This is a genomic window from Lacticaseibacillus thailandensis DSM 22698 = JCM 13996 (assembly GCF_001436135.1).
Taxonomy (GTDB): Bacteria; Bacillota; Bacilli; order Lactobacillales; family Lactobacillaceae; genus Lacticaseibacillus; species Lacticaseibacillus thailandensis.
Genome location: NZ_AYZK01000002.1, coordinates 295,164 through 314,460 on the forward strand (window position 1 = coordinate 295,164; position 19,297 = coordinate 314,460).

General features: G+C 55.6%; 18 protein-coding genes. 2 read left to right on the forward strand and 16 right to left on the reverse strand.

Going from position 1 to position 19,297, the window contains the following annotated elements; genetic code table 11:
• Positions 1-8: 8 nt before the first annotated feature.
• From pgmB to FD19_RS05000, 9 genes are all read right to left on the reverse strand, one after another.
• Positions 9-698: a beta-phosphoglucomutase gene (gene pgmB / locus FD19_RS04960; RefSeq protein WP_056969256.1), complete on the reverse strand. Its 690-nt coding sequence runs from the start codon at positions 696-698 to the stop codon at positions 9-11.
• Between the two features lie 19 nt (positions 699-717).
• On the reverse strand, positions 718-3,441 hold the full coding sequence (locus FD19_RS04965; protein ID WP_056969257.1) for a glycoside hydrolase family 65 protein: 2,724 nt from the start codon (positions 3,439-3,441) through the stop codon (positions 718-720).
• 315 nt (positions 3,442-3,756) lie between these two features.
• Positions 3,757-4,626, reverse strand: coding sequence for a lysophospholipid acyltransferase family protein (locus FD19_RS04970; RefSeq protein ID WP_054749738.1), 870 nt, complete (start codon positions 4,624-4,626; stop codon positions 3,757-3,759).
• Positions 4,623-5,582 carry a glycosyltransferase family 8 protein gene (locus FD19_RS04975; RefSeq protein ID WP_056969258.1) on the reverse strand — a complete coding sequence of 320 codons (960 nt, stop codon included), beginning with the start codon at positions 5,580-5,582 and terminating at the stop codon, positions 4,623-4,625. The genes FD19_RS04970 and FD19_RS04975 overlap by 4 nt, the downstream gene beginning before the upstream one ends.
• Entirely contained in the window at positions 5,582-6,415 is an 834-nt protein-coding gene (locus tag FD19_RS04980; RefSeq protein ID WP_054749734.1) for a glycosyltransferase, read from the reverse strand. The genes FD19_RS04975 and FD19_RS04980 overlap by 1 nt, the downstream gene beginning before the upstream one ends.
• Before the next feature lies 1 nt (position 6,416).
• Positions 6,417-6,740 (reverse strand): lysophospholipid acyltransferase family protein, encoded by a 324-nt coding sequence (locus FD19_RS04985; protein ID WP_156639615.1) that lies wholly within the window; start codon positions 6,738-6,740, stop codon positions 6,417-6,419.
• 3 nt (positions 6,741-6,743) lie between these two features.
• Entirely contained in the window at positions 6,744-7,232 is a 489-nt protein-coding gene (locus FD19_RS04990; RefSeq protein ID WP_056969260.1) for a hypothetical protein, read from the reverse strand.
• A gap of 133 nt (positions 7,233-7,365) precedes the next feature.
• Entirely contained in the window at positions 7,366-7,968 is a 603-nt protein-coding gene (locus FD19_RS04995) for a uracil-DNA glycosylase family protein (RefSeq protein WP_056969302.1), read from the reverse strand.
• Between the two features lie 47 nt (positions 7,969-8,015).
• Positions 8,016-8,462, reverse strand: a complete 447-nt coding sequence (locus FD19_RS05000; protein ID WP_054749729.1) for a MerR family transcriptional regulator — start codon at positions 8,460-8,462, stop codon at positions 8,016-8,018.
• A gap of 114 nt (positions 8,463-8,576) precedes the next feature.
• Here FD19_RS05000 and FD19_RS05005 point away from each other — a divergent pair, with 114 nt between their 5' ends.
• The gene (locus FD19_RS05005) at positions 8,577-10,064 is read left to right on the forward strand and encodes an MDR family MFS transporter (protein ID WP_056969261.1); all 1,488 of its coding nucleotides are present in this window, start codon (positions 8,577-8,579) and stop codon (positions 10,062-10,064) included.
• Complete coding sequence (locus tag FD19_RS05010) at positions 10,064-10,795, forward strand: DUF4811 domain-containing protein (protein ID WP_054749727.1); 732 nt, start codon at positions 10,064-10,066, stop codon at positions 10,793-10,795. The genes FD19_RS05005 and FD19_RS05010 overlap by 1 nt, the downstream gene beginning before the upstream one ends.
• 1,651 nt (positions 10,796-12,446) lie before the next feature.
• Here FD19_RS05010 and FD19_RS05015 read toward each other — a convergent pair.
• The 7 genes from FD19_RS05015 to FD19_RS05045 all read right to left on the reverse strand — a co-directional run bounded on the left by FD19_RS05015 (position 12,447) and on the right by FD19_RS05045 (position 19,108).
• Positions 12,447-12,944 carry a hypothetical protein gene (locus FD19_RS05015; RefSeq protein WP_054749725.1) on the reverse strand — a complete coding sequence of 166 codons (498 nt, stop codon included), beginning with the start codon at positions 12,942-12,944 and terminating at the stop codon, positions 12,447-12,449.
• Between the two features lie 100 nt (positions 12,945-13,044).
• Positions 13,045-13,953, reverse strand: a complete 909-nt coding sequence (locus FD19_RS05020) for a DMT family transporter (protein WP_054749723.1) — start codon at positions 13,951-13,953, stop codon at positions 13,045-13,047.
• 54 nt (positions 13,954-14,007) lie between these two features.
• Positions 14,008-14,571: a DNA-3-methyladenine glycosylase I gene (locus FD19_RS05025; protein ID WP_054749722.1), complete on the reverse strand. Its 564-nt coding sequence runs from the start codon at positions 14,569-14,571 to the stop codon at positions 14,008-14,010.
• A 240-nt stretch (positions 14,572-14,811) separates the two neighbouring features.
• A complete protein-coding gene (locus tag FD19_RS05030) occupies positions 14,812-15,267 on the reverse strand; it encodes a universal stress protein (RefSeq protein ID WP_056969262.1) in 456 nt (151 codons plus the stop codon).
• Positions 15,268-15,468: 201 nt separating this feature from the next.
• A complete protein-coding gene (asnB, locus tag FD19_RS05035) occupies positions 15,469-17,367 on the reverse strand; it encodes an asparagine synthase (glutamine-hydrolyzing) (protein ID WP_056969263.1) in 1,899 nt (632 codons plus the stop codon).
• 270 nt (positions 17,368-17,637) lie between these two features.
• Positions 17,638-18,483 (reverse strand): TPM domain-containing protein, encoded by an 846-nt coding sequence (locus tag FD19_RS05040; protein WP_056969264.1) that lies wholly within the window; start codon positions 18,481-18,483, stop codon positions 17,638-17,640.
• Positions 18,484-18,493: 10 nt separating this feature from the next.
• Positions 18,494-19,108 (reverse strand): LemA family protein, encoded by a 615-nt coding sequence (locus FD19_RS05045; protein WP_056969265.1) that lies wholly within the window; start codon positions 19,106-19,108, stop codon positions 18,494-18,496.
• Between the last annotated feature and the right edge of the window lie 189 nt (positions 19,109-19,297).

Below are 19,297 nucleotides of genomic sequence, written 5' to 3' on the forward strand. Positions count from 1 at the left end.
ACCGTTCGCTAATAGCTGGCAACGGGCTGGCGCATCGCGTGACGGATGTTGGCCAGTGACAGTTGCTCCGTGCTCGTAAAGTTGATGTCAGCAGCAGACAGTACCTGCGGATCACCGATCCCAATCGAGGTCTCCCCGGCAGCGTTAATGCCCGCCACGCCAGCGGCCGCATCCTCAACCCCGATGCATACTTGCGGATCGAGGTTGATCAATGCCGCGGCTTTGGTAAAGATCTCGGGATCAGGCTTACCGTGCTTAAGCGTACTCGGGTCCACCACGTTGTGGAAGTACCGGGCAATGCCCAGGTGCTCCAGGACGGTTGGCGCGTTCTTGGACGCCGAGGCAATCGCCATCCGGTACTCATGGTTATACAGGTCCCGCAGAAAGTCGCTGACACCCGGCAGAATGTCCGCCGGCGTCAACTGTTCGACCAGCCGCAAGTATTCCTTGTTCTTGGCAGTCGCTAGCTCCTGTTTCTGAGCGTCGGTGAAATCATGTTCACGGTTGCCCGCCTGCAGAATCAGCTCGAGTGATTCCATCCGGCTGATGCCCTTCAGGCTATCCTGCAACTTTTGCGACCACGGGGTGCCGACCTGCTCGGCAATGTGCCGCCAAGCCTGCGAGTGGAGCCGCGCCGTATCGGTGATCACTCCATCCAGATCAAAGACAAACCCTTGAATATCATTAAAGTTGGTCATTATCACAACACTCCTTTACTTAATAGTCAATCGTTTGAACCACAGCCGCCGTTAACGACACGTCCTGACCGCACACCTGAATGGTCGTTGCCCGGTCGGCGCGCACGTGTACGAGGTGGTGGGTGATGCGGAACGCGAGCCGGACCCCGCGGACATCCAGCGCAAAGCGGAGTTCACGCCACCGCTGGGGCAAGTGCGGGTTCACCGTCACCTGCGGACCGAGAACGTTGACGCCGCCATACGTACTGGTAACCACGTTGATGGTGGCGCCCATCACACCGAGATGGATGCCCTCGGCGGTCGTCCCACCCTGAATATCGTAGTAATCGGAGAACAATGCCTGCCGGAACAGCTGCCAGGACTGGTCATAATTGCCATCCTGCTCGTTCAAGGCCGCGTACACAATGCGCGACAAAGTCGACCCGTGCGTCGTCCGGTTAAGGTAGTACTGCAAATTGTGCGTGAAGTAGCCCACGGGTAAGTGGTAACCCAGCCCCTGAATGAGGTGCTCCACGTCATCGTGGTTCAAGACGTAGTACGCCATCAACGCGTCGGCCTGCTTGGCGACCTGGTACGCGTCGGGCGTCTTACCTTCAGACTTGAGGATCCGGTCCAATCGTGCAATATCGCCATACTGCTTGCGGTACTGGTCAAAGTCCAAGCGCGGCAGGTCAAAGTAGCCCTGGAATTGGCCGATAATACCGTCGTCATTAATGTCCAGGTTTAGGTGGGCGGCAATATCGGTTAACCGGGCTGTATCCTGGTCCCGCCAACCGGCTTTGGCCGCGGCCTGCTGGACCACCTTTGCTGGCAGCTGTTTGGTCAGCTGCGTTAACGTCTGGAATAACCACGCCACCATCATGTTGGTGTACGCGTTGTTGCTTAGGCCACCCAGCTTACTGTTCGGATACTGCTCGTGAAATTCGTCGGGGCCCATGACACCGTTGATGTCGTACCGGCCCGTGGCCTCGTCGCGCGTGGCCATGCCTAACCAGAAGCGCGCAACCGACAACATAATTTCCAAACCGTACCGGTGCATGACGTCGTGATCACCCGTCAAGTGGTCATACAACCACACGTCATAGGCCACGGACAGTGATACGTGCCGTTGCCGGCGACTATTGTCGGGATCCCACTGGTTCGTCAGCGGGTTGAGGTGCACGGACTGCGCCTGCTCATCCCCATACATCGCCGACTGCCACGGAAACATCGCGCCGTGCTGGCCGACCGACTCGGCGTACTGCCGGGCTGCATCCAGCCGCCGATACCGGTACATGATCATCGCCCGAGCAATTGCCGGGTAGTGCTCCGCGTAGAACGGGAAGCAGAACATTTCGTCCCAGAACACGTGGCCACGGTAAGCTTCACCGTGTAGTCCCCGCGCCCCGGTCGAGGCGTCAAGGTGTCCAGCACCCAGGGCGGCGCCGGCAACTAGCAGGTGGAACACGTTGACCCGCAACAACTTCTGGCTGGTAATGTCGCCGGTCACGACCACGTCGGCCCGCCGCCAGGTGTCGGCAAAGAAGTCTTGGGTCATCGCAGCCGTGTTATCAAAGCTGCCAGCCTGTAACTCGGCATTAACGCGGTCCGTTAACGCTGTGTCAGTCTCCTCACCATCATGGTCGGTAACCACAGCCACCAATTTATCGATCGTGTATGTCTGTCCGGCATGCACCGTCAGGTTAACGGTCTGCCGCACCGCCGTCGAGGTCTGCGTGCCGCGGACCGCCGCCGTGAGGTCGCGGTCAGGACTGGTAATTTGACTACCAATAGCAAAATGCACCTGAGAGTGACGGGTGTGGCCCGTGAGTACCGCGTTGTTGTGGTCCGTCGTGGTGGCATCCACCGCCACGTGGCGTTGATCAAACTGGTTATAACGGTCCACGTTGCGGTTCTGCACGTTGCCATCAATGGCCGCGTAGACCTGCAATGAACCATCAAAATTAAGTGGGGTCACCGCGTAACGAATGGCGAGCCGGTGGTAATGACGCATATCCGCAACTTTGGTCGTCGTCACCACCAGCTGGTGCCCCGTCGCGAGGCTGATCAGCATAGTCGTTTGCAACTGACCCGTCCGTAAATTAAGGCTCCGATAAATATCACGAATATCGGCCCGCCGAATTTGGAACGGGTTGCCGTGATCCACTCCCAGTGACAAGTATTGCACGTTAGGCAGGTTGACTAGGTCTTCGTTGACCACGTCCCGCCCGTTAATGTTGGTCGTATTCTGGTTATAGACCCCCGCAACGTAAAACCCGGGGTAATTATCCGCATCGGCCGTAGCTTCCACGTAGGCCCCGCGCAGGCCGTAATAACCGTTCCCAACCGTCAGCATCGCTTCCTGGCCATAGTTACGCTTACCGGTATACTCACCGTAGTAGTCCAGGTGCCAGCTGGCGTAAGTCGTTTTGTCGGCTACCGCGGTCTCCAGGCCCCGCTGCTTTACCGTAGGCCGGGCCACCACGGGCACGTTGAACATGTTGGTCAGGGCCAAGCCAATATCAATACGCTGGTGGTTCAGGCCGACCACCGTATCGGAAAACGTGTAACTGAGTGGGTTATCAATAATAATGACGTCAAAGTGGATTCCGGCCATCTTAATCCGGAGGTTCTCCAAGTTAGCGCCAATTGACTGCTCCGGGTTGTACTTGATGACAATGGGTGGTTCGGTGTCCGTTTGATCCTTCGCTGGATAACGCACCTCCAGGCTGTCATCATCAACTTTCACCGCAATTGGTACCATGCAATTCCTCCTTAATTTTCAATTTGGTGGACACCCCTAATCAGGCGACACCCTTTTAACTATAGGATAATGCTTTTAAATATGATAATCAAATTTATAGATTTGTTGCGTGTTTGAACAAAAATGGCGGTGGGTGTGTTGGCGCGTGTGCGTCGCAGCTCCCGCCACGGGTCACACCTAGATACCGGAATCACACCGACCACACATCGTGAATAAAACGGTACAGCTGCAAAGAAAAAAGGTGGTCACCCCGTTGAGGGATAACCACCTGGTAGGGGCCAAATAGCCCCGCTCTGAATATGAATATTATTGCTACTATGATTGCTGCTGTGGCTGACGCCAGCCCGCAATATCATCCGGGCTGAAGTCGTACGTGAGGGGCCGCCCGTACGCTTGCTCGTACGCCGCCACCTTCTGCTGGTAATCCTGCTGCATCATCTGCTCGCTGTTCATGCGCACACTTAATGCCGGGTCGGGATAAATCAGCGGCAATACGTGCTCCACATACCGCACCTGGTTGAACTCATCGTTATCGGGACGCCCCACATCCTGAATCTCGACGAAGCAGGACACAATTGGGACCCCTAACCGGGCGGCATAATAATACGCCCCCCGCTTTACCGGACGCGGCTTGCGGTAATTAAACCACATTTCCTGCTCAGAATACATCAACACCAGTTGCCCTGCGGCCATGACCCGACCCAAGGTGTCCGGAAAGATTCGCGCCATGTACTGGGTACTGGGGCTAATGGGGATGGTATCCGCGTAGTTCATCAGGAATCCCAACGCGCCCGGAAAATCCAGGTTCGTGGCCTGGCTCACGATGAACATCCGTCGGTGGAGTGCCTTTTGTACCAGCCGTCGCTCGACCAAATTTTCGAGGGGGTTAAAGTGGTTGCTGGTAATGATGGCCCCACCACGTAAACGCCGTAAGTGGTCCATCCCCGTGTAGTGCGTGTGCCGGTTAACAATCCGCGCCGCCACGTTCATTGCGCCACGAGCCACCAAGTTATTCAACCGGTAGTCCAAGCGGTCGTGCCGTGCAATTGCGCGTTCAGCAATCGCCACCTGTGCCGCCGTGGTCATCTGGGGATCGCCCACCTCGACTTTAGCGTTAAACTCCCCCGCCTTGACGCGCCGCTGGATGTTGGCGATTACCGCCTCTTTGTTTCCACCAATAATCATAGGCGTACCTGGACGCCGCGCGCCGCCGTCCGCTTAAAGTTGTCCGGACTGGCCACTAAGACAGTGGCTTTATCCACCAAGGCCTCCGCATTGGCATCATCCGTGGCGACATCGTCCTGGGTGTAGTTGCGCTTGGCCAGGGCCACTTCATCCGCATAACCAGAGTCTGGGACGTACTGCCAGAAGAAATCAGCGTACATCACGTGGTCATAGTGCCACGGCTTGGCAAACAAGTTGAAGTGAATTACGTGGGGCCGCGCCAGGTCCTGGTTCATGGTCGGGAGGGTCGGCATCGTGTTCCAGGTCTGGTCCAACCGCAAGATGTGGTCGTGCACCATTGCGTTGATGTAATCCTGGTCGGGTGCAATCGTGTCAAAGTCGTACTGTTGCAGTAACGCCAGGAACCGGTCGCCTAGATTGCAGGCACGCAGAGCGTCCAGGTCCATCAACAACACCCCGGAATTGATGTAACTTTGCATCGGCACGCCGACCGCGTCCTCGACGTACGCGACGGTCACGGGCGAGTCGGCTAAGTAGGTGTCCATACAACCCCCGAGGTAGTTACCCTGGAGATCCAACCGGTATAAACGCGCCACGTCGGTCGTGACCACGAGGTCGGCGTCCAGATAGATACCCTTGTGGTATTCCGGAAACATGTCGGCAATGAACAGCCGGAAAAAAATGGTCAGCGTGTGGTAATCGCACCGCAATTGGGAGTGGTCATTAGCCATTCGCTGGGCAAAGGCGGCGCTCATCTGGACGATGCGCACGTGGACGTTGTCCGTCGCCAACGCTGCCAACCGCTGCTGATGCGGTGTGGATAGGTGGTCATGCAAAATAATGGCTTCATACTGTTGTTGCGGGTCACTGTTTTGGATGATCGAGGTCAACGTGACCGCCAGGTACGGTGCGTAGCGGTCATCAACAGCGAAGAATAACGGAATTGTGGTTGTCATTAATTTTTATCCTTTAATTGGGGTTCCAAACGGTCGTATTCGTCCAGCAAGTCGTCATATTCATGCAACTTCAACTGGTCGTGAACAGCCGTTACCTGCCACGGCTTGACCGTCAGGGTGTGCACCCACGGCCAGAGCCGAAAACTCGTGGTGAAGTGCTGGAAGACCGTGTCGGCGTGCAACCGCCGTTGGTCGTTGAACCGCCGCGGCATGATGCGGGCAGCTGTGACCAAACGGTTCAAAGCCGACTGGTCCGGCATGAACATTTGCGTGGTGACGCATAGCCGCCGCGCCCGTTCAAACAGCCCCGTCCGGCGAATTTCTTTGAGGTTCAGTAACAACACCCCAGAATTCAGGTAGTCAAACCGCAAACCATGATTGTGGAAAAACCACCGGCCGTAGTAATCCAATACGCCAGCCAGTTCGATACCGGCCATATCCTGGTGGTAAAATTCACCGCAATCACGCCGACAAACCACGTCGGTATCTAAGTACAACAGACGGTCCGGCATGTCTGGCACCTGGTCTACAAAGAGGCGCAACATACAATTTGGTGTAAAGATGGTATCCATGTTCGCTAGTGGCGGTTCCATGTTAAACAGCGCCGTCACATCATGCTTAGTGACTGTATTGGCGGAGTTGACTCGCCGCATTTGGCGTCGCACCACCGCGACCGTGTCATCACTCAAGGGCTGGTACTCCTTGGTGCCCACGGTAATATGGGCCGTTAAAACGTGCACGTGCAACGGTTCCCGCACGTTGTGCAATAGTGATAACACCGAAATTAGTAGGCCATCCGCCATTTTGGCATCACCGCAATATAGGACATCCATGCTAACTCCTCCTTTGGTAAGTGATGTAACTATAGGTACTAGCAGCACTCCGCTGCCGCATTTGTTGCGTGACTAACTCCGCCAACTGCGCTTGTTGCGCCTTACGAGTCAGGGTCGCATCCGGCCGCAGGGGACCATCCACAAACACGGTGATCCGCGGACGTCGGCTCCAGCGCCGACGTTGATAGGTCACGGTCATGGTGTACACCGGCTTCCCGGTGGCCACCGGGTAGTGAAACGCGGCCTCACCAAACGGCCGGATGCCCGTATAGTAGGGCCACACATGGGCCTCCGGAAAAATCGTCACGTACCGTCCTGCTTGCACTGCTTACCCCACGGCGTGGTTAAACCGCGCCAATCCATGTAAATCATCGGGTAGCGGTAACGCCCCGGCCCACGGCAGGATGTGCCCCAACACCGGGATGCCCAGGTTAGCGGCACTCACAATGGCCGCAAAACCGCGCGGGCGGCCCGCCAACAGCGCGAGGAACGGGTCCCCGACCGGCTGGGTGTGGTTGGCGTACAGGAAGTAGCCTTCCGGCCCCGCCTGACGCAACGCTCCCCGGTTGACCCACCGAACGTGCCACATACCGTGGGTCAACACGGCCCCGAACAGCCGGGCCGCCGCGGTGACTACCCGTCGGCGGACCTGCCACCATTTACTGGGGTGTTCCCACTGGTAGTCCGCCGTCACACGTTCCTGTTGGTGGGCGCTGGTCACGAAATCATCCGTGAAGTGATCATAATACCGAATCATTCGGGCCACCATGAGCACCCCCTCGTCGCGTATCCGGTCAACCGTCGCCAGCCGGTACATCTAGCCTGCTCTTTATTTTGTCATTATAAGGGTATCGCGCAGTCCACACAAATGCCCGTACCAGTGGGAACGCTAACAACGTCACCTTTTACGGGATAATCGACATTTTGTTCTTAATTGTGGCGCACTTAATCTAATCGATCACCATGTGGACCCGGTTACGTAACTCTGGCAACACCTGCGTGCTGAACCATGGGTGGTGCTTAACCCAGGCCTGGTTCCGCGGTGACGGGTGCACAATAGGCAAAACATCCGGCAAGTAGTCGGCGTAATGCGCGACCGTCGCCGTCAACGTGCGCTGAGCCCGTTGCCCGAGGTACCACTGTTGCGCATAACTACCGATCAGCACCGTTAACTGCACGGCGGGCAGCTGCGCCATCAGCTGTGGCAACCACTTATCCGCAAACCCTTTACGGGGCGGCAGATCGCCACCCTGACCCTTACCGGGAAAGTAAAAGTCCAGTGGTAACACCGCAAAGTTATGCGGATCATAGAACTGGTCTCGGGTGACGTCCATCCAGGTCCGCAAACGGTCACCGCTGGGATCATTGAAAAACAGGCGGGTATCCTGAGCCTGCCGTCCCGGTGCCTGGCTGATCAGTAAGATGCGGGCCTCAGGGTGGGCAACGTACAGCGGGGCAATTCCCGCTGCCGTATACGCAGCGTTTTGCGGATCTGCCATGATGGCCGCCCGTAACTGCTCCTGCGGCGTCCGTTGCCGGGTATCTGCGCGCATCGTGACACGCCATTGGACCCGTTTGTTCCATTTAATTGCTGGCCGCATTACAAATTCTCCTCTGCGTGGGGTGCTAACCGTAACGCCACGTGCTCGTCGTCAACCCGGGCCACTACGTCGTGCTGCGGATCATTCTCAAGATGTCCTAACCAGACATCGGCGTGATCACCATGCTGCTCCACGCTCATCTCACCCCGGTACAACATCCGCTTCAGCACCTCCATGTCGTCAAAATGGCGTTGGGCCTCAGCGGCGGCATGCGCCAACGTGAAGCCCTCATCCATCTTGGTTTTAATATACACGATGGCGGCTACGCTGCCGTATGGGTAACGTTTATTCTGGCCCTCGCCGTGACGAATGGAACGGATATAGCCCTTACGTTCCCAATACCGAATCTGAGCCGGCGTTACCCCACTGACCCGACAGGTTTCCCCGATACCCATTGAAAAATCAAAGGACCGCATTTTCTTAACAAAGTTTGCCATTTGCTCCATTTACGTGACTCCGTTCATTGACTTTCTGAAAATCAAGTTGTAACATTTAATATCGTAATTGTAACACAATATGATAAACGTGTCGCAAAATAAATCAAAAGCTGGGGAAGCGTAATGAACAGTATTACCGATAACAACGGACGCAAAATCAACGTCGCCCTCCTGGTGGCCACGCTGATTGTCGGCGTCTTCACCACCGTTTTAAACCAAACCATTCTCAGTACGGCCTTCCCGACTTTGATGAAGGCCTTCAGTATTTCCACTGCCACCGTGCAGTGGCTGACCACTGGTTTCATGATGGTTAACGGGATCATGATTCCCGTGACCGCCTACTTAACTTCAAAGGTGCCTACACAGCGCCTCTACCTGATTGCCATGAGTACATTCCTCTTAGGAACCATCGTGGCCTTCACCGCCCCGAGCTTTGCCTTCTTATTGGCGGGCCGGCTCATTCAGGCCGTCGGGGTCGGAATCACGATGCCGCTGCTACAAAACATCATGCTGACGATCTTCCCGCCCAACAAACGTGGGGCGGCCATGGGGGTCGCCGGAATCGCCATCGGGGTGGCACCAGCCATTGGCCCGACGCTGTCCGGGTTTGTCATTGACAACTTTGGCTGGCGGACGCTCTTCGGTATGTTAATTCCTATCACCATTGCCGTTATTATTGCAGCCTTTTTCTTCATGCGCGACGTATTACCACAACGCAACCCACACCTCGACGTGCTGTCGCTAATCGAATCGACCATCGGTTTTGGCGCGCTGCTGTACGGCTTCTCGGAAGTTGGTGACAAGGGCTGGGGTTCACCGTTCGTTTACGGAAGTATCCTGGTTGGCATCCTCGTCATCGCCCTCTTTGCCTACCGGCAGCTACACATGGACGTACCGTTCCTGGAGCTACGCGTCTTCAAGTCCCACATTTTCACCCTATCTACCGTGCTGGCTTCGATTGCGAACATGGCCATGGTGGGGGCCGAAATGGTTATCCCGCTGTACCTGCAAATTATTCACGGCAAGTCGGCGCTTGAATCCGGGTTGACCTTACTGCCTGGGGCGTTGATGATGGCCGTGATGAGCCCAATTACCGGGACCATCTTTGACCGTATCGGGGCTAAGCGCCTCGCCCAGATGGGGCTGTTCACGCTGGCCGTTGCTACCGTCCCGTACGCCTTCGTGACCGCGACCACACCATCCATCTACATCACGGTACTCTACGCCGTCCGGATGTTTGGGATCTCCATGACGATGATGCCACTGACCACCAACGGGATGAACGCACTGAGCCAGGACCTAGTTGGGCACGGGACCGCCGTGAACAACACACTCCGGCAAATTGCTAGTTCCATCACCACGGCGATCATGGTGTCCGTTCTGACCAACGTTACCAATCAGCACAGTCCCGTACACGCGTTCCTCAAAGCCGACCCACTGGCTTACAAACACAGTTACTTCAACGCCACCCTGGACGGCTACCACGCTGCCTTCTGGATTGCCGTGGGCTTCAGTACCCTAGGTTGGCTCCTCGCATTCTTCCTCAACAAGAAGATGAGCTCGGCTGACATCATCGACGAAAGTTCCCACTCAGCAAAGGAGGCCGCATAATGATTCTGTGGATTTTAGTCATTAGTACCATTCTGTTGTTCATCTCCTTTGTGACGCTGCGTAGCTCCTGGTACCGAGTCCTATTCGTCGCCATTACCGGCGTCTTGATGGTTGGCTCCGTGTGGGCCATCCACGAAAACGACGAAGACCACTTAGGGATGAAGCGGGTCACCACGACCACCAGTCAGGTAATCTACTCGGCTTCACCAAGCAAGGCGCTGTCGTTGTTGTTGCACCAGGACATCGGTACTAACGGCAAGCACAGCGTGTACATCTACAAAACCGCGTCTGGCAGCAAAGCCAAAACCCACCACACCAAAGCTGACTACGACGTCTACAACCGGGTCACAACCACCCAACAGGACGTCGCCCAGTTGCAAGTCACCAGGCACGAGTGGGTGTACAAGAACGACTTTGCTAAGTTAATGTTTAACGATTTGAACAACCATCAACTAATCAAACAGACCAACACGTTCAAGATTCCAACTACTTGGTATGATCTGACGACCAGCCAAGCCAAGCAACTAGCCCAGCAGCTCAAAAAGGCTCAGCACCAGTCTGCGGCCCAAAAGGCGCAACTGCAAGCCGCAATTAAGCAGCAGGTTGCCGCGGCTGTGGCCAAGAATCCGAGCATGACCCAAGCGCAGCAACAAGCACTGGTCAAGCAGCTGACGGCCAAGTACCAACAAGCCGCAATTGCCAAGGCGGTCAAGGCCGTGCAGGAAAAGTAACACCACATTTAGATAGTATGTAAAGAGAGCTCTCGCAGCGTGACTGCGGGAGCTCTTTGTTGCGGTTGTCAGAGTTGCTCGGTTGGAGCACAAAGGTACGCGGGGATGGGTTCAACGTTTGGTGGATGTCGGGCTCGAAGCGCTAAAGCCGGAGAAGCGGGATCTGTTATGGTTCTCGGGCTGACTGCCCATTGCTATCGGACTACAGTCTTTCGGCTGAGCTTCGCGCAGCCTCCGAGTGGCAGACTCTGAGCGCTAAAGCGAGGGAGGCTGTATCTATTACGCTGCTCGGACTGACTGCCCATTGCTATCGGACTACAGTCTCTCGGCTGAGCTTCGCGCAGTCTCCGAGTGGCAGGCTCTAAGCGCTAAAGCGAGGGAGGCTGTATCTGTTACGCCACTCGTTCTGACTGCCCATTGCTATCGGACTACAGTCTCTCGGCTGAGCTTCGCGCAGCCTCCGAGTGGTAGGCTCTAAGCGCTAAAGCGCTAAGAGCCTGCGCAAAAAAAATAGAACCCGGGCACTTCTCAAGACCCAGGCTCTAAGTTAAGGATGCTGCATACACGGTTAGTAACATATGATATTCTGTGATACTTACACCTCTAAACAAATTTTATTCAACTGGTTGGAACTTCCTGCGTGCTAACTTCCGTTGACCTCAAATACTTGGTTTTCGTTTGATCACTACAGGATCCGTTTACTTAACGGTCGTCACCACGTTGGTAATGCTGCTGGTAAAACACTTTGGAACAAACCGGATAAAACGTTTTGCTGACTATGCTTCATACACCCCTCTCGGTGATGAATGGTCATCTACAACTGTTACCTCAAACTACTGTTGGCATCGGAATCAAGTCCCCTCTTGACCGCGACCAGCTTGCCACTGCAATTACTACTGGTCGTTGACATGGTACCAAGTCTCGGTACTAAACACGTACTGGTTTCTCTGGTTTCGATCTGTAACACTAGAGGTACAAGTAACTATGGTGCTCGTCGTGCTCTTCATGACTTCCTTCGCAAAGATGCCTTCACGATCCTGATAGCGGCGTCGTTACGCTTCACTCCGTAACTTTACCTCAACAGCTTAACTTATCTACCCAGCCGGCTACGCTTCACACGCTTGCCGTGACACATTCAACCCTCATCGGGTCGCGGTTCTACTGACTATTCTGCTCTACCTGTTAAATGCTCATCGTGGTGCTACCTACTACCGACTTCTTCACGTCTGTTTCAGGCTACCACTCCGCGCCGCCATCCGTTTGGCAATTAAATAACCACCTCACTTCACGAAACCATGGTGCACAACATTCGATTTCTGCCCGGTACCACTTGCCACAGGTTACCGGACTATGAGAAGTTGGACTTGGCTAACCCTGTATGGGAACCGCCTCCTTAACTACACTCATAGTATATCCTGCCGCCTACGATTTTGCAAGCGCTAACAAAAATATTTTTGATATTATTTTTGGCCCCATTAAATTACAAAATTACCAGGCTGTCTGGACAATTATCGTCACTGGCATGACTGCATAATCTCCGGGCTTCGTGCTGCGGCCCTAACCGAATTGAACGACAGCCACCCCGGCGGCGCCACTGCGCGGACACAAAAAAAGGTGGCACGTAGCCACCCATTAAACAAAAATACGCAAATTATTCAGCTAACTGCCAAGCACGTAACCGGTGCGCCGCAATCGTTAACGACACGACTGCATCCGGCGACAAGAGTGCCTTGACCTGATCGTGCGCACCCGTACCAAGCACCGCGCCAATGACTTCCAGACCAAACTTGATGATCTCCAGGTCCTTCTTGGCGGAGTATTGCCCATCCACCAGCGGCGTCTCGTGATTATAGGTAAAGTGCACCTTGTCGCCACTAATCGAACCATCCACGTGGTTGACCATGATCCGGTCATCAATGTTCATCAACGGGGTGTTATCCCCGAGCAGGCTCAACTTGTGGTCAGACTCGCTGTCTGAGTACGCCTCTTGGTTCAGCTCCGGATAACTTGCCGCTGGGTTCTGCAAAACGTCGAGGTAATCAACGGCTTCGTTGATTGCATCCGCGTTTAGTACCATTTCTTTGGCCAGTAACTTATCGGTATCGGCCTCCAGTTGGTCGGCCAGTGCCGTCACGCTAAATTGATCCATGTTTGTCCTCCGTAAATGCACTATATCTGCGTGTATTGTACCACACGTAGAATGCCCGGCCCAAACGCCCATTACCCTGTCGTCACTTACGGGTGGCCGCTTACTCGTGAGGGGCCGGCGTTTGGGGGGTCAAAACGCTCATTAAACCTACCGTCACCAAAATAATGAGCCCGCCGACTACTTCCCAAAAATCCAGTTGCAAGTGCATGAACAATACCCCCGCAACAACGGCCCCCAATGGTTCAAAGGCGTCGAGCAACCCGACCACCGTAGGCGCGATGTAGCGCAGGCTGATCAGATACATCGCGTAGGCAAAAATGGTCCCAAAGACAAGCACAAACGCGTACGCCACCCACATCCAGTGGGTGAGTTGCGGCGCATCCGTCCAAAACGGGCGGTAAGCCGTCAGGCCTAGCCCGCCCAGAAGCATCGACCACGCGGATACCGCAATACCCGAATAATGAGCCAGCAGCCAACGGGGAATCAGCGTGTAACCCGCTGCCGCTACGGCCGCAAGCAGTCCCCACCACAACGCGCGTGGGGAAATGGCCAGCTGCGTGATCTGACCCTTGGTCACTACCAGCAGCGTGCCCAGCATCGCTAGCCCAATGGTCACGAAGTCCGCCCGGCGCGGCCAGGTTCGCGTGCTAACAGCCACCCAGGCCAAAATCAGGATGGGCGCTAAGTACTGCATGATGGTGGCCGTGGCCGCGTTCGACACCGCCACGGTTTGGAAGTAGATCAGCTGCATGGTAACCATTCCGAAAATAGTAAACAGTAGCAGGTGCACCACGGCTTTACGGCTATGCCAGACGGCCATCAGGGCGTGCCGGTCGCGCACCAAACAATAGAGGCCTAACACCAGACCGCCAAACAACATTTTGCTACCAATCAGCCACAATAGATCCACGTGGTGCAGAAATAAATACTGACTGCACGGTCCCGACACGCCCCACAGGCACGCCGCGCCGCCGGCCAGAAACATTCCCCACAGCCTCTGTCGTTGCATAACCAAGCCCCCATTTATAGACCTGATTATACGCTGACGCGCGGAGACACGCACTCAGCCGCTGGTGTCAACGCGATTATCGATCACACCGGCACCCTGTAGATAATTGTGGATGAGCACGGGCCCCACAAAGGTGAAACCGCGCTGTTTCAAATCCCGGCTCACAGTCTCGGCCAGCGCCGACCGTCGCGGTAGGTCGTGGTAGTCCTGCCAGTGGCCCACCTGCTGGCAGCCACCGGTAAAGTGCCACACGTAAGCGTCCAGACTGCCCCACTCCGCAATCAACCGTTGCGTCGCCTGGGCGTTGGTAATAACCGCCGTCACTTTGCGACGGTTGCGCATAATACGTTCGTCCTGTAATAAGCGTTCAACGTCCGCCGTGCCGAACGCGGCAATCCGGTCCACGTCCATATCTGCAAAGGCGGCATTGATGCCCGCCCGTTTACGCAGGGCTAGTTGCCAGCTTAAGCCGGCCGCCATAATTTCCAGTACTAGAAGCTCAAACAAGTACCGGTCGTCGTGACTTGCCACACCCCATTCCGATGCGTAGTACTGGCGCAATTCTGGCGAGCGGTTGGGCCAAAAGTCTGGGGCGGCGGCTAAGGTTGCTTGATCCATAATTGTTTCCTCCGTTAACGTAATGATGACAGAAGGTAATTTCGCGGCCTGGCGGTCGCAAACTACGTGGACAGGCTCTTATTGGCCCAATGTAAAACCCGGGTCCGCAACGGGAGGTTGTGGACCCGGGTGGGTTGGGCGCAAAATATTGCTACGAAAAAGTTCCAGCCACAAGACCAACACGTGGCCTGGTAACTGGAACCCTTATCGCAATCCTTTTCTAAACGGCGGTGTCGCCTACTAGCCCTTGGGTGCGCCTTTGACGATCAGCACATCGCATGGGGCCGTACGGTTAACGTACTCCGTCACACTACCGACCAGCATGCGCTCAAACGCATTCAGACCCGTAGCGCCAATAATAATGATGTCCGACTTGTATTCGTGGGGGAAGTCCGTGGCAATGACGTTCTTCGGGTTACCAAAACGCACGTGAATGTGTACGTCGTTGACGCCCTCATCCTTGGCACGTGCTTCCAGGCCCTCAAGGTACTCTTGCGCGTCCTGGGTCAGCTGGTAAATGGCGTCACCAGAAATCATGCCGCCATAGCTACCAATGAACTGCTTGGTATCGAGGACGTTGAGGATATCCATCCGAGCGTGGTTGGCAACGGCCACCTTGAGTGCCTTTTGAAAGGCTAGGTCGGCCTCTTGGGATCCGTCCACCGGAACTAATAAGCGTTTGTATTCTTGTTCCATTCCAATCACTCCCTACTTGTTTGTACCTTAAGCATACGGCGGCTACCGCACAAAAACAAGAGAAACCGCTTCATTTACTCATTAAATTGTAGCGCTGTCATCATATTCCACCAGCGTCCCCGCCCCATATTACGGCGCGTTACGGTCCGCATTACATAACAAAGGGAGTCGCCATTGTTGGCCGCTCCCTCACTAATATACTTAGTCTTCGCCGTGGGTCGTCTGGACCAAATCTTCGACAAATACTTCTGGGTACTTGTGCTCGATGTAAACTTGGTGCCAAACCATGAAGGTCAGGACCGTCCACACCTTCCGGGAATTGTCCGCCTTCCCGGCACGGTGGTCCGCCAGTAACTGCCGGACGTAATCCTTGTTGAGGTACTCGTCCACCTGGGCCTCATTGATAATGTTGTCCGCCCAGTCCGCCAGTTCGTTCTTCAACCAGAACCGAATTGGTACAGGGAACCCGAGCTTCCGCCGGTACAATACGTTGTCGGGGGTGAAGCTCTCCGCTGCCTTGCGCAAAATATACTTCGTGGTACCGTGCGCCACGCGCAAGTTTGCCGGAATCGTACGGGCAAACTTGAAGACTTCCTTATCGATAAACGGGGTCCGCAACTCCAGGCTGGCGGCCATAGACGTACGGTCCGCGTTCAGTAACAGGTCGCCCACCAGCCAGGTGTGCATATCGATATCCTGCATCCGCGTGATTGGGTCCAGCTGCGCGTTACGGTTGTAGAGGTCGCGCGTCACTTCGGTGTACGGGTAGTCCGGGTTGTAGTGTTGCAACAGCTGGCTCTTCTCGGCCTCGCTGAAGATCTTGGCGTTACCCACAAACCGCTTCTCCAACGGCGTGGTCCCACGTTCCAAGAAGCTCTTACCCTTCATCCCCGTCGGCATCATGTGCGATACCCCACGCAGCACATGGTTCACCGGCTGTGGCATGTGGTTGAACATGCGTAGGGAGTTCGGCTCGTTGTAGATGGTGTAACCGCCAAAGAACTCGTCGGCCCCCTCACCGGTTAGTGCGACTTTGCAGTACCGACGCGCCAGGCGGGTCAAGAAGTACTGCGGCACGGCCGCCGGGTCCGCCAACGGGTCGTCCATTGCGTACACAAACCGCGGGAAGGCCTTGGCGAATTCTTCGGGCGTGATCACCTCACTGATGTTTTCCACGTCCAGGCGCTGCGCCGTTTCCTTGGCCACATCAATTTCGTTGTAGCCTTCACGCTCAAAACCAACGGAGAAGGTCTTGATCTTGGGACTTAGTTCCCGGGCCAGGGCAACGATAATGGACGAATCCACCCCGCCAGAAAGGAAGGAACCCACCGTGACGTCCGCGCGCATGTGCTTCGCCACACTATCACGCAGGACCGCGGCCAAGTCCCGCGCGACTTTGTCCTCATCGGTCATCGTCTGGGGAGCAAAGGTCGGGTTGAAGTACTGGGTCACCGTGAACGGCTCACCCGGCTTCTTGGTGAAGTAGTGGCCGGCCTCCAGCTTGTGCATCGATGGCGTCAAGCTCTCGGGATCCGGTACGTACTGGTAGGTCATGTAGTCCTGGAGCGCCTGGTCGTTGATTGACCGGTCGTCCAACAGGCTGATCAGCGCCTTCTTTTCCGACGCCAGGTAGACGTTGCCGTCATCAGCCTCAGAGTAAAACAACGGCTTGATCCCAAAGTTGTCGCGGGCCCCGTAAACTTCGTGGGTCTGCGTGTCTATCAACATAAAGGCAAACATACCGCGAAGCTTGGACGCAGCTTCCACCCCGTACTTCTGGTACATGCCCAAAATGACTTCCGTATCGCTGTCAGTGCTGAACGTCTGGCCATCCGCCTTGAGCTCATCGCGCAGCTCAATGTAGTTGTAGATTTCACCGTTGAAAACGATCCAGTAACGCTTGTTATCGTGGGACAGTGGCTGACCACCGTGGCTCAGGTCGATGATGCTCAGACGCCGAAACCCTAGGGTGATATCGTCATCCTGGTAGTAACCCTCATCATCCGGCCCGCGGTGGGTCAAAACTTTAGTCATGTGCTTCACATCAGACAGTTGCACCGGGGTGCCGTCCTGATGAATAACGCCAACAAACCCACACATATTCGTTCAGCTCCTCATTTACTATTGATCACATTTATTTACCGTTAACGTTCTGGGCCGGGGCCGCGCATCAACGTACACGATGCGGGCCCGAGGCATAAATATTTGCGGCCCAATACCTTAGAAATAGTACAAGAAAGCCCAGGCAAACGCAAGGTTTAGGGCCGGGCTCCGGCCGGGCGTTAGCACAATCGTAACTTCTGACTGCTCACCAATGACTGCTCACCAAAAAAAGTGGCGCCCAGCAAGAGCACCACCAATTGCACGCAATTAAACGGACGCGCCGCCGCCCCCGCTGGAGCCGCCACCAAAGCCGCCACCACCGAAGCCACCGGGGCCGCCCCAGCCACCGACGTTGCGGTTGCGGTCGTTGCCACTCATGCCTAGCAGCCACAGCAACCAGAGCCACGGCCAACCATGACCACTGCCGCCGGAGCCGCCATGACCGCCGCCAAACAGGATGCCCAAGATAATGATCATGGCCAGCAACACAAAGACGATCTTCATGACCAGGTTAAACGTCCCGTCACTGTCTTGGTGCACCTGCTCCTGGGGCACCGCGGTTTGGGTGCCGTTGGCGCTCACGGTCTTGTAGCCGTAATGCTTGCTGACGACACGGGCTACACCTTTGAACACGGCCCGCAGTCCCCGGTTCACGTTGGCGGGGTCACTCGACTTCAGGTCGGTCAGGTGCGCTTGGAGCAGGTTGGCCGACTTGGCGTCGGTCATGTAGGCCTCCATGCCGTAGCCAACCTCAATGTGGACGTTGTTCTTGCCGCCGTTCTTGGCAAAGAGGATCAATATCCCGTTATCCTTGCCCTTTTGGCCAATGCCCCACTTCTGGAACAGGTCGGGGGCGTAGCTATCAATGTCGTCCCCGCCAGTACTCTTAATGGCCGCGAGTACCACTTGTGGCCGGGCTTTGGTGGTCTGGTAATACTCGTTTTGCTTGGTGACCAGCGTCTCCGTCTGGCTGTCCAGCAGCCCAATACCGTCATAGTAATCAGTATCTGGCCGCGCCGGTAACGTAGCGGCATGGGCCGCCGTCGTCCCAAACGTCACGACCGCCAGAAACAGCGCAAAGGTGGCGACCGCCGCCTCCCAGAGTTTGCGCATGCGCACGCACCTACTTTCCGCTGGTACTGCTACTATCAGTGTCCAAATCTACTGACGGCGTGCTGTTCATGGCCTTACTGTCGGCCTTGAAGTACGCCTTCGTGCCTTTGCCCATCATGTTCGCAATGATGTTCTTCGGGAACGTCACGATCTTATTGTTGTACGCCTGCACATCCTGGTTATACCGGCGACGCTCCACGCTGATACGGTTCTGGGAGCCCTCGAGCTCGCTCATCAGGGTGCTGACCTGCTTGTTACTATTCAATGTCGGGTAGTTTTCGCGGATGACCGAGATCAAGGTACCAACGCTACTGGTCATTTCGGCCGTCGCGTTGGCTTTGTCCTTGGTGGTATCGGCCTTAGCGTAGTCTTTGCGCGCATCCGCGATGGCGCCAAAGACCTTTTGTTCCTGCTGCATGCTGCCCTTGACCGAGCTGACCAGGTTAGGAATCAAGTCATACTGGCGCTGGGTCACGTTTTCGACCTGGCTCCACTGCTCCGTCACCTGTTGGTCCGCCTTCACGATCGAGTTGTACGCACTGATCCCAAAGATGGCTAAAATTACGACGACCGCCGCCACAATGATCCCGGCGATGGCACCCCCACTGAGCTTCTTCATGTCCATTCTCCTTTGTGTGGCTGGTCGCAACCAGCCCTTTGATTAGTTATATTGTACCCTGTCCAGCCAGAAAATACTCGGTCCTAAGGCTGAGTTCAAGCGTTTGTTAAATCGCGAGCATTTCTTAACCGTTTTTGCCCGTGGACCATGCTACAATAACGTTACAAGGACATGTTGCCGTGCACAAGCGCGTGG